Consider the following 10,728-nt stretch of genomic DNA (forward strand, 5'->3'; position numbering starts at 1 on the left):
CGCCGCACCCACCCCTCCAGCGCAGCCCGCTCCTCATCCGACAGGATCAGCTCGGCCTTCGGCCGCCCAGTACGCGCCATCAGGCAACCCTACACATCTGAACAGAATTCCTGACTCAGAAGACTAGGACCGGAAAGGCGCGGCGTACGCGGTACTCAGCGAGCGGGATCCGCCGGATGCGGCGCCACCAGCGGCAACTGCGAGGCCAGCCGCTCCTCGCACAGCTCGACCAGCCGGTCGTACCCCGCCTTGCCCATCAGCTCGACCAGCTCGGGCCGGTACGAGACGTACACCGGGTCGCCCGCGCCGTGCGCCGAGGTCGCCGAGGTGCACCACCAGTGCAGGTCGTGCCCGCCGGGGCCCCAGCCGCGCCGGTCGTACTCACCGATCGACACCTGGAGCACTCGCGTGTCGTCGGGCCGGTCGATCCACTCGTACGTCCGCCGCACCGGCAGCTGCCAGCACACGTCCGGCTTGGTCTCCAGCGGCTCCCGGCCCTCCTTCAGGGCCAGGATGTGCAGCGAGCAGCCCGCGCCCCCGGCGAAACCCGGCCGGTTCTGGAAGATGCACGAGCCCTGGAAGGGGCGGGTCTGCCGGGAGCCCTCGTCGTCCTCGGAGATCCAGCCGTCCCGCGTGCCCTCGGCGTGGTGCTGCCAGATGTCCGGCGTGAGCCGCGCCACGTGCTCGGCGACCCGCCGCTCGTCGTCCTCGTCGGAGAAGTGCGCGCCCAGCGAGCAGCACCCGTCGTCCGCGCGGCCCGCCTGGATGCCCTGGCAGCCGCTGCCGAAGATGCAGTTCCAGCGGGAGGTCAGCCATGTCAGGTCGCACCGGAAGACCTGCTCGTCGTCCGCCGGATCGGGGAACTCCACCCACGCCCGGGCGAAGTCAAGGCCCTTCTCGTCGCCCATTACGCGCCTCTTGTCCTTCTTGGCCGACTTCTCAGCCTTCGCCTTTTTCGTCTTTGGCACGGCTCCAGGGTAAGACGCCGGAGGCGGATGACGGCACCGCCGCCCGCCCCGCTGGCAGTAGCGTTCCGTACATGAGACTCGGTGTCCTCGACGTGGGTTCGAACACGGTGCACCTGCTGGTGGTGGACGCGCACCCCGGCGCCCGCCCCCTGCCCGCCCACTCGCACAAGGTGGATCTCCGCCTCGCCCAGCTCCTCGACGAGGACGGTGCCATCGGCCCCGAAGGCGTCGACAAGCTGGTCGCGGTCGTCCTCGACGCGCTTCAGGCGGCCGAGGACAAGGGCGTCGAGGAGATCCTCCCGTTCGCCACCTCCGCCGTGCGCGAGGCGACCAACGCCGACGACGTCCTCGCCCGGGTGCGGGAAGAGACCGGCGTCGAGCTGACGGTGCTCAGCGGCGCGGAGGAGGCGCGGCTCACCTTCCTCGCCGTCCGCCGCTGGTTCGGCTGGTCCGCGGGCAAGCTGCTGGTCCTGGACATCGGCGGCGGCTCCCTGGAGGTCGCCTACGGCATGGACGAGGAGCCGGACACGGCCGCGTCGCTGCCGCTGGGCGCGGGCCGCCTCACGGCCGGCTGGCTGCCCGGCGACCCGCCCGAGCCGGACGCCGTCAGGGCGCTGCGCCGGCACGTCCGTACGGAGATCGCCCGGACGGTCGGCGAGTTCAGCCGCTCCGGCACGCCCGACCACGTGGTCGCCACCTCCAAGACCTTCCGGCAGCTGGCCCGCATCGCCGGCGCCGCCCGCTCCGCCGAGGGCCTCTACGTCCAGCGCGAGCTGAAACGCGCCTCCCTGGAGGCATGGGTCCCCCGCCTGGCCGCCATGACCGCCGCCGAGCGCGCCGAACTCCCCGGCGTCTCCGAGGGCCGCGCGAACCAGCTCCTGGCCGGCGCCCTGGTCGCCGAGGCGGCGATGGACCTCTTCCGCGTGGAGAACCTGGAAATCTGCCCGTGGGCCCTGCGGGAGGGCGTAATCCTCCGCAGACTGGACCACATGGGCCAGGTGTAGCGCGCTCGAATGGGGCGCGGGGAACGGCGCGAGTAAGCACAAACGCTCCCGCACCCGCCCTATGGCAATCACCACAACGGCGATTGGGCGGACAACAACCCCCAACCCACACCCCGTAACCTGACCCCCGTGGCAGAACCCAGGGACGCAGTCCGAATCCCGGACGCGAAGGTCGCCCTGTCGACGGCATCCGTCTACCCGGAGTCGACGGCGACGGCCTTCGAGATCGCCGCACGCCTCGGCTACGACGGCGTCGAGGTGATGGTCTGGACGGATCCGGTCAGCCAGGACATCGACGCGCTGCGCAGGCTCAGCGACTACCACCGCATGCCGATACTGGCCGTGCACGCGCCGTGCCTGCTCATCACCCAGCGCGTCTGGTCCACCGACCCGTGGGTCAAGCTCCAGCGCGCCCGCGCGGCCGCCGAGCGGCTCGGCGCGAGCACCGTGGTGGTCCACCCGCCGTTCCGCTGGCAGCGCCAGTACGCGCGGGACTTCGTCAACGGCATCTGGCGGATGGCGGACGAGACGGACGTCCGCTTCGCCGTCGAGAACATGTACCCCTGGCGCTACCGCGACCGCGAGATGCAGGCGTACGCCCCCGACTGGGACGTGACGAAGGACGACTACCGCCACTTCACGATCGACCTCAGCCACGCCTCGACCTCCCGCACCGACGCCCTCGACATGGTCGACCGCATGGGCGACCGCCTGGGCCACGTCCACCTCGCCGACGGGAGGGGCTCCGCCAAGGACGAGCACCTGGTCCCCGGCCGGGGCGACCAGCCCTGCGCCGAGCTGCTGGAAGGGCTCGCGGACACCGGCTTCGACGGCCATGTCGTCATCGAGGTCAACACCCGGCGCGCGATGTCAGGCGCCGAACGCGAGGCCGACCTCGCCGAGGCCCTGGCCTTCGCCCGCCTGCACCTGGCGTCGGCCTCGCCGGCCTCCGCGACGAAGGCGCACCGCCGGTGAGCGGGACCGGCGGGACCACCCGCCGACGCGGCCGCCCGCCGCGCACGGAGTCCGCCGGCACCCGCGACCGCATCCTCACCACGGCCCGCGAGGAGTTCTCGGAGCACGGCTACGAGAAGACGTCCGTCAGGGGCATCGCCAAGGCGGCCGGGGTGGACGCGGCCCTCGTCCACCACTACTTCGGGACCAAGGAGCAGATCTTCGAGGCGGCGATCGAGGTCGCCTTCGCGCCCGCCCTGGAGGCGCCGGCCGCGATCGGTGACGCCCCCCTCGACAGGGTGGGCGAGCAGCTCACCCGCTTCATCATCGGCGTCTGGGAGAACCCCACGACCCGCAAGCCGGTGCTGGCCATCGTCCGCTCCGCGGTGAACAACGACACCGCCGCCGCCGTCTTCCGCCGGCTGATCGCCACGCAGGTGATGCAGCGGGTCGCCGCCCGCCTGGACGCCCCGGACGCGGAACTCCGCGTCGAACTGGCGGCGGCGCAGCTGGTCGGCTGCGCGATGCTCCGGTACGTGATCAGGGTGGAGCCGCTGGCCTCCGCCGACCCGGAGCAGATCGTCGCGCGGCTCGCCCCGGTCGTACAGGGCCACCTCACGGGCCCCTGAACCCCCTGCCCGGCACTCCGCGCGCGAGACGAGCGTCCCGCATTCCGGACACCCTGTCCCGACCCCTGGATGACGGGCGTACGCTCGACGGCAGTCATAACTCTCCGAAGGAGCGAGCGACGATGCCCGAACTGAGGTCCCGCACAGTCACCCACGGCCGCAACATGGCGGGCGCCCGCGCCCTTATGCGTGCCTCCGGTGTACCCGGCGCGGACATCGGGCGGAAGCCGATCATCGCCGTCGCCAACAGCTTCACGGAGTTCGTGCCGGGCCACACGCACCTCGCCCCGGTCGGCCGCATCGTCAGCGAGGCGGTCGTCGCGGCCGGCGGCATCCCGCGCGAGTTCAACACGATCGCCGTGGACGACGGCATCGCCATGGGCCACGGCGGCATGCTCTACTCCCTCCCCTCCCGCGACCTGATCGCGGACAGCGTGGAGTACATGGTCGAGGCCCACTGCGCCGACGCCCTGATCTGCATCTCCAACTGCGACAAGATCACCCCGGGCATGCTCAACGCGGCGCTGCGCCTGAACATCCCGACGGTCTTCGTCTCCGGCGGCCCGATGGAGTCCGGCCGCGCCACCCTGGTCGACGGCACGGTCCGCACGCTGGACCTGGTCGACGCGATGTCGGAGGCGGTCAACGACAAGATCTCCGACGAGGACATCCTCCGGATCGAGGAGAACGCCTGCCCGACCTGCGGCTCCTGCTCCGGCATGTTCACCGCCAACTCGATGAACTGCCTGACCGAGGCCATCGGCCTCTCCCTCCCCGGCAACGGCTCGGTCCTGGCCACCCACACCGCCCGCAAGGCGCTCTACGAGAACGCCGCCCGCACGGTCCTCGACCTGACCCGCCGCTACTACGAGCAGGACGACGACTCGGTCCTGCCCCGCAACATCGCCACCCCCGCGGCCTTCGGGAACGCCATGGCGCTGGACATCGCGATGGGCGGCTCCACCAACACGATCCTGCACCTGCTGGCCGCCGCCCAGGAGGCGGAGGTCTCCTACGGCCTCGCCGAGATGGACGCCCTCTCGCGCAGCGTCCCCTGCCTGGCCAAGGTCGCGCCCAACGTCGCCAAGGACCGCACGTACTACATGGAGGACGTGCACCGCGCGGGCGGCATCCCCGCCCTCCTCGGCGAGCTGCACCGCGGCGGCCTGCTCAACGAGGACGTCCACTCCGTGCACAGCCCCTCCCTGGCCGACTGGCTGAAGACCTGGGACGTGCGCGGCGGCTCCCCCTCGCAGGAGGCCGTGGAACTGTGGCACGCGGCCCCCGGCTGCAAGCGCTCCGCCGAGGCCTTCTCCCAGTCCGAGCGCTGGGACTCCCTGGACGAGGACGCCGAGGGCGGCTGCATCCGCTCCGTCGAGCACGCCTACTCCAAGGACGGCGGCCTGGCGGTGCTGCGCGGCAACCTCGCCGTGGACGGCTGCGTGGTGAAGACGGCGGGCGTCGACGAGTCGATCTGGACCTTCGAGGGGCCGGCGGTGGTCTGCGAGTCGCAGGAGGAGGCCGTCGAGAAGATCCTCACCCAGCAGGTCAAGGAGGGCGACGTCGTCGTCATCCGCTACGAGGGCCCCAAGGGCGGCCCCGGCATGCAGGAGATGCTCTATCCGACCTCGTACCTGAAGGGCCGCGGCCTCGGCAAGGCATGCGCCCTGGTCACCGACGGCCGCTTCTCCGGCGGCACCTCGGGCCTGTCCATCGGCCACGCCTCCCCGGAGGCGGCGGCCGGCGGCACGATCGCCCTCGTCGAGGACGGCGACCGCGTCCGCATCGACATCCCGAACCGCTCCATCGAGCTGCTCGTGGACGACGCCGAACTGGCCCGCCGCGACCAGGCCCTGAACGGCGTGTACGCCCCGAAGAAGCGCGACCGCAAGGTCTCCGCGGCCCTCAGGGCGTACGCCGCGATGGCGACCAGCGCGGACAAGGGCGCGGTCCGCGACGTGTCCAAGCTGGGCTGACCCCGCCCGGGGCCCCGCTCACCAGGCGGCGGGGTCCCGCCCGTCCACGCCGAACACGGTCCCGTCGGGCGCGGTGGCGTAGACGTGGCCGCCCGCGATCACGGGCTCGGGCAGCGAGGCCGGGACCCGGTCGGAGTCGGCACCCAGGCGGGGCGGAGTCTGGCCGAGCAACCGGCCCGCGACGGCGTCGACGGCGAGGAGTCGGCCGTCCGGTGCGGTGACGTAGACGTGCCGGCCATCGGTGACGGGCGTCGAGCCCCGGCTCATGCCCGTCTCCAGGCTCCACATCTGCCGCCGCCCGGCCAGGTCGAGGGCGCGGAGCGAACCGCCGGCACCCATCAGGTACACGGAGTCTCCCCGCACGCTGCCATGAGCTTGGGGGACCGGTACGGGCAGCGGAACCCGGCGGGTGGATCCGCTGCCAGGGGTGTACCGGAGCACGGCCTGCGTCTCCCCGTAGACCGCGTCGACGGAGAGGAAGTAGACCGACCCGTCCGCGGCGCCGAAGAGCTGCAGTACACCGTCGAGGTCCGCGTCCCACCGGACGTCGCCCGTCCGCGGGTCGACCGCGGTGACCCGGGTGGTGGCCCCGTCCTCCGCCACGGTGGTCGCGTACGCCAGGGGCTCCTCGGCGAACGAGGTGAAGGACGGTGTCGCCAGACCCGGTATCCGCCGGGACCACTTGGTGGCGCCCGACGCGTTGTCCACGCCGGTGACCTTCCCGTCGGCACCGGTGAGCAGGACCATGCCGCCCACGTGCCGCAGACCGCGGTACTCCGCTTCGTCGTGGGCCCAGCTCGGCCGGCCGGAGTCGGGGTCGAGCGCCTCCAGGCCACGGCTCGTCGCCAGGGCGGGCTGGACGAGGCCGCCCGACAGGACGGGTGGACCGCTGCGCACCGTAGGCGCGACGGCGTGCCGCCACACCAGGCTGCCGTCGGACGGATCGAGGGCGAAGACCAGGCCGGCCCGCGCGCACAGCAGCTTGGCCGCCCCGTACGAGCAGTGCGGCGCACCGGCTTCCCCGACGGGTCTCGTCCGCCACGGGGTGAACCGCTCCGTGGCGGCCTGGGCGACGGCGCCCGCCGGCGGTGCGTCCGAGCCGTCGGACAGGTGGACCGCTACGAGCGTGCCGAGCACGGCCAGGCACAACGCCCCGGCGCCGAGTACCGACCGCTTGCCCGGGCGCCTCGACGGCCGCCGGCCGGACGTCTTCTCCGAAGGCAGCGGCGTGTCCGGTCCCGGCGTCCGCTGCGACGGTATGAACACCTGTGTGTCGTAGTCGGCGGCGACCGACCGCAGCTCCCTCATCAACTCGTCCGGCGTGGGCCGGTCCCCGGGCTCCTTGGCGAGACACCGCAGCACCAGCGGCGCCAGCGTCTCCGGTACGCCGGTCAGGTCGGGCTCGTCGTGCACGACCTGATAGGCGACGACGTACGGACTGTCGGAGTCGAAGGGCCCCCGGCCGGTCGCCGCGTGCACCATCAGCGACCCGAGGGCGAACACGTCGGCCGCGGGCCCCACGTCCCGGGGCCGCCGGAACTGCTCGGGCGCCATGAACGGCGGCGTCCCGATCAACTTGCCGGTCTCGGTGCGCAGTTCGCTGTCCTTCGGCCGGGAAATGCCGAAGTCGATGACCTTCGGGCCGTCCTCGGCGAGCAGCACGTTGCTCGGTTTCAGGTCCCGGTGCACGACGCCGACACGGTGGATGTCCCGCAGCGCCTCGGCGAGCCCGGCCATCAGCCGCCGCAACTGGGCCTCGTCCATCGGCCCGTTCCGCTTCACCTGCTCGGAGAGCGTGGGCCCGGGGATGTAGAGCGTGGCCATCCAGGGCCGCCCGGCCTCCGGATCGGCGTCCACGACCGGCGCGGTGAAGGCTCCGCTGACCCGCCGGGCCGCCGCCACCTCCTGCCGGAAACGCCCCCTGAACTCGGGATCCTTGGCATACGAGGCGTGTACGACCTTCACCGCGACCCGCATCCCGGAGGTGCCGCGAGCCAGGTGGACGACGCCCATGCCACCGGAGCCGAGGGTCGACTCCAGCCGGTAGTGGCCCGCATATTCCGGAAGTTCCGCTTCCGTGTCCGCTCCGGCGTTCCGCCGCGGCGCCATGGAACCACCCCCGTGCTGATCGTTCGCGCGAGCGACGCTCGGAGCCTAGCCGATGGTTCGTACGGGGCCGAGGCGGCTTGCTAGCCTCCCTGTGCGAGTTGCGAACTGCCGTTCCGTGGCTTGTTCCAGGGGAATCAGAGGGCCCACGCAACGCGTGGGGCCAGCGGGGGGTTTCATGTCTGTCGACCAGCTCTCGAACATCGGTGACGGGGACGAGAAGGAAGGCGCGAGCGTTGCCGCCACGGCGGCTGCGGGCCTTCGCTACTACTCCGTCGCCCCGGGCTACCGCCTCAACGTCCGCGGCGGCCCCGGCACCGGCTACGCGATCGTGCGTGTGCTGCCGGAGGGCGCCAAGGTCGCGATCAACTGCCAGATGCCGGGGACGCGGGTCTCGGGGCCGTACGGAACCTCGAACATCTGGGACAGCATCGGCAGCGGTCAGTACGTCTCCGACACCTATGTGCGCACCGGCAGCGACGGGTACGTCGCCCCGCGCTGCTCATGACCACCACCACAGAGCGAGGGGCCCTTCGTGTCACGTCTCCGTCGTAGATCCATGCTGGTCGTCGGCGCCGCCGGAGCCTTCCTGATGTTCACCAGCACGCCGCCGAGGCGGCCTCCTACCCGATCGCGCCGGGCTATCAAGTGAACGTCCGCAGCGGCCCCGGCACCGGCTACACGATCGTGCGCACCCTGCCCGAGGGCGCCAGCGTCTCGATCGGCTGCCAGACCCCGGGCACCCGGGTCTCGGGCCCGTACGGAACCTCGAACATCTGGGACAGCATCGGCAGCGGTCAGTACGTCTCCGACACCTACGTGCGCACCGGCAGCGACGGGTACGTCGCCGCGCGCTGCTGATCCCACCCGGAGCCCGCGGCACCCCCGGCGCCATAATCGACCCGTGAGCGCAGAGAACGGCAAGAACGGCATCCCGGAGACCCCCGCGGGCTCCACGCCCGGCCCCCGCCCCGAACCCCTCCGGTTCTACGGCACGACCTGGGTGAACCACGACGGCGGCTACGGCGCCCGGCGGGCGGGCCTCGCCGTGGGCTCCCTCGCCGCGGCGGCCGCCGCGTGCTTCGTGCTCCGCGTCGCCTACGACGGCCTCCGGATCGCCGACATCGGCAGCTTCGTCTCGCTGCTGATGGTCGTGATGTTCGCGATCTGCAGCGCCCTGGCCTTCCGCCACACCTGGTCCGGCTTCACCGGCCGTCCCGACCCCGACCGCCAGGCCCAGATGCGCGGCCTGCTGGCCATCGGCTTCGTCGGCTCCCTCCTCGCCTACTTCTTCCGCACCCTCGCCGAGGCCCCGGGCGAGAAACTGCACCGCGAGGAGTACGAGAAGGCCCGCACGGAGTACGAGAGGCGCACCACCCGCCGCTCGGGCAATCCGAAGAAGCGGCGCCGCCGGTAGCGGGAGCGCGGCCACCATGGCCGTATGACGACACCCGTGCCCTCCGGGGAAGCCACCCCGTCCGACCGCGGCGTCCGCGCCCACTCCTTCAACGCCGCCGCGGCCCAGTACGCCGCGAACCGCCCCTCGTACCCGCCCGCCCTCCTCGACGCCCTGGAGGAGCTGGCCGGCCGCCCCCTGAAGGGCTCCCGCGTCGTGGACGTCGGCGCCGGTACGGGCATCGCCACCGCCCTCCTGCACGCGCGCGGCGCCGACGTGACCGCCGTGGAGCCCGGCGCCGGCATGGCCGCCGAGTTCCGCCGCACCCTCCCCGACGTGCCGATCGTCCGGGGCAACGGCAACGCCCTGCCCCTCGCCGGCCACCACGCCGACTTCCTCACCTACGCCCAGGCCTGGCACTGGACCGACCCCGTCCTGGCGGTCCCCGAGGCGCTGCGCGTGCTGCGTCCGGGCGGCGCGCTGGCGCTCTGGTGGAACACGGACGCCCTCGACGTCCCGTGGATCAGGGCCGCCGCCCGACGCATCGAGAGCCACTTCGACATCGACGTCTCCGCCGAGAGACGCAACGTCGACGCCCGTGCCGCCGACCCCACCGGCAGCCTCGGCTTCGCCCGCCGCGAGATCCGCTGGAGCCGCCGCGTCCCCCTCGACACCCACCTGGCCAACCTCGGCAGCCACTCGTTCTTCCTCACCCACGGCGCGGCACACAGCGCGGCCTTCCTCGCCGAGGAACGCCGCCACCTCCTGGCCGCCTTCCCGGACGGAACCGTCGAGGAGACCTACGACGTCCTGCTCCTCCTCGCGAAGACCCCGGAGGCTTGACGGCACGGGTGACCGGGAGGAGTATTCATCACATGATGAATTACGCCTCCCGGCCACCCGGAACGGAAGGCGGCGCCCCCGCCCCGCCCGCCGTCCGCGCCGAGGACCTCACCGTCGTCCGCGGCCCCCGCACCGTCCTGCGCGCCCTCGGCTTCACCGTCCCGCGCGGCCGCATCACCGGCCTCCTCGGCCCCTCCGGCTGCGGCAAGTCGACCCTCATGCGCGCCATCGCCGGCACCCAGGCCAAGGCCACCGGCACCCTCGACGTCCTGGGCCGCCCGGCCGGCCACCCCGCCCTGCGCACCCGTATCGGCTACGTCACCCAGGCCCCGTCCGTCTTCGACGACCTGACCGTCCGCCAGAACCTCGACTACTTCGCCGCGATCCTCGCGCCCGGCCGCGCCCTGGCCGACCGACGCCGCGACGACGTCACCCGCGTCGTCGCCGAGGTCGACCTCACCACCCACGCCGACGCCCTCGCCGGCAACCTCTCCGGCGGCCAGCGCAGCCGCGTCTCCCTCGCCGTCGCCCTGCTCGGCGCCCCCGAACTCCTGGTCCTCGACGAACCGACGGTCGGCCTCGACCCCGTCCTCCGCCGCGACCTGTGGGCCCTCTTCCGCTCCCTCGCCGCCGACCGCGGCACCACCCTCCTCGTCTCCTCCCACGTGATGGACGAGGCCGAGCGCTGCCACCGCCTCCTCCTCATGCGCGAGGGCCGCATCCTCGCCGACGAGACCCCCGACGCCCTGCGCACCCGCACCGGCGCCGAGACCGTCGAGGAAGCCTTCCTGCACCTGGTCGACGAGGCCACGACGGCCGCCCGCACGAAGGAGACCACCCCATGACCACCTC

The 10,728-nt window shown here is 72.6% G+C and carries 11 protein-coding genes; 9 read left to right on the forward strand and 2 right to left on the reverse strand.

Features of this window, described 5'->3' with window-relative positions; translation table 11 throughout:
- Positions 1-155: 155 nt before the first annotated feature.
- Positions 156-968 carry a hypothetical protein gene (locus DMH12_RS34215; protein ID WP_125495230.1) on the reverse strand — a complete coding sequence of 271 codons (813 nt, stop codon included), beginning with the start codon at positions 966-968 and terminating at the stop codon, positions 156-158.
- Positions 969-1,039: 71 nt separating this feature from the next.
- Between DMH12_RS34215 and DMH12_RS34220 the strand changes: the two genes are divergently transcribed.
- The 4 genes from DMH12_RS34220 (at position 1,040) to ilvD (ending at position 5,531) form a co-directional block, all read left to right on the forward strand.
- Positions 1,040-1,972, forward strand: coding sequence for a Ppx/GppA phosphatase family protein (locus tag DMH12_RS34220; protein ID WP_125495231.1), 933 nt, complete (start codon positions 1,040-1,042; stop codon positions 1,970-1,972).
- A 129-nt stretch (positions 1,973-2,101) separates the two neighbouring features.
- Positions 2,102-2,947 (forward strand): sugar phosphate isomerase/epimerase, encoded by an 846-nt coding sequence (locus tag DMH12_RS34225; RefSeq protein ID WP_125495232.1) that lies wholly within the window; start codon positions 2,102-2,104, stop codon positions 2,945-2,947.
- The gene (locus DMH12_RS34230) at positions 2,944-3,555 is read left to right on the forward strand and encodes a TetR family transcriptional regulator (protein WP_125495233.1); all 612 of its coding nucleotides are present in this window, start codon (positions 2,944-2,946) and stop codon (positions 3,553-3,555) included. Before DMH12_RS34225 ends, DMH12_RS34230 begins: the two co-directional genes overlap by 4 nt.
- A 122-nt stretch (positions 3,556-3,677) precedes the next feature.
- Positions 3,678-5,531, forward strand: coding sequence for a dihydroxy-acid dehydratase (ilvD, locus tag DMH12_RS34235; protein ID WP_125495234.1), 1,854 nt, complete (start codon positions 3,678-3,680; stop codon positions 5,529-5,531).
- A gap of 18 nt (positions 5,532-5,549) precedes the next feature.
- On the opposite strand, the gene DMH12_RS34240 is transcribed toward ilvD, so the two are convergent.
- The gene (locus DMH12_RS34240; RefSeq protein WP_125495235.1) at positions 5,550-7,640 is read right to left on the reverse strand and encodes a serine/threonine-protein kinase; all 2,091 of its coding nucleotides are present in this window, start codon (positions 7,638-7,640) and stop codon (positions 5,550-5,552) included.
- A 175-nt stretch (positions 7,641-7,815) separates the two neighbouring features.
- Between DMH12_RS34240 and DMH12_RS34245 the strand changes: the two genes are divergently transcribed.
- The 5 genes from DMH12_RS34245 to DMH12_RS34265 are packed head-to-tail and all read left to right on the forward strand — an operon-like array spanning position 7,816 to position 10,721.
- Positions 7,816-8,145, forward strand: coding sequence for an SH3 domain-containing protein (locus DMH12_RS34245; RefSeq protein ID WP_125495236.1), 330 nt, complete (start codon positions 7,816-7,818; stop codon positions 8,143-8,145).
- A gap of 47 nt (positions 8,146-8,192) precedes the next feature.
- Entirely contained in the window at positions 8,193-8,498 is a 306-nt protein-coding gene (locus tag DMH12_RS34250) for an SH3 domain-containing protein (RefSeq protein ID WP_125495237.1), read from the forward strand.
- 43 nt (positions 8,499-8,541) lie between these two features.
- Entirely contained in the window at positions 8,542-9,054 is a 513-nt protein-coding gene (locus tag DMH12_RS34255; protein WP_125495238.1) for an EamA/RhaT family transporter, read from the forward strand.
- A 24-nt stretch (positions 9,055-9,078) separates the two neighbouring features.
- Positions 9,079-9,876: a class I SAM-dependent methyltransferase gene (locus DMH12_RS34260; protein WP_125495239.1), complete on the forward strand. Its 798-nt coding sequence runs from the start codon at positions 9,079-9,081 to the stop codon at positions 9,874-9,876.
- Positions 9,877-9,908: 32 nt separating this feature from the next.
- Positions 9,909-10,721: an ABC transporter ATP-binding protein gene (locus DMH12_RS34265; RefSeq protein WP_125495240.1), complete on the forward strand. Its 813-nt coding sequence runs from the start codon at positions 9,909-9,911 to the stop codon at positions 10,719-10,721.
- Positions 10,722-10,728: the final 7 nt, after the last annotated feature.

Origin of the sequence: Streptomyces sp. WAC 04229 (assembly GCF_003947455.1) — a bacterium.
In the GTDB taxonomy this organism is placed as follows: Bacteria; Actinomycetota; Actinomycetes; order Streptomycetales; family Streptomycetaceae; genus Streptomyces.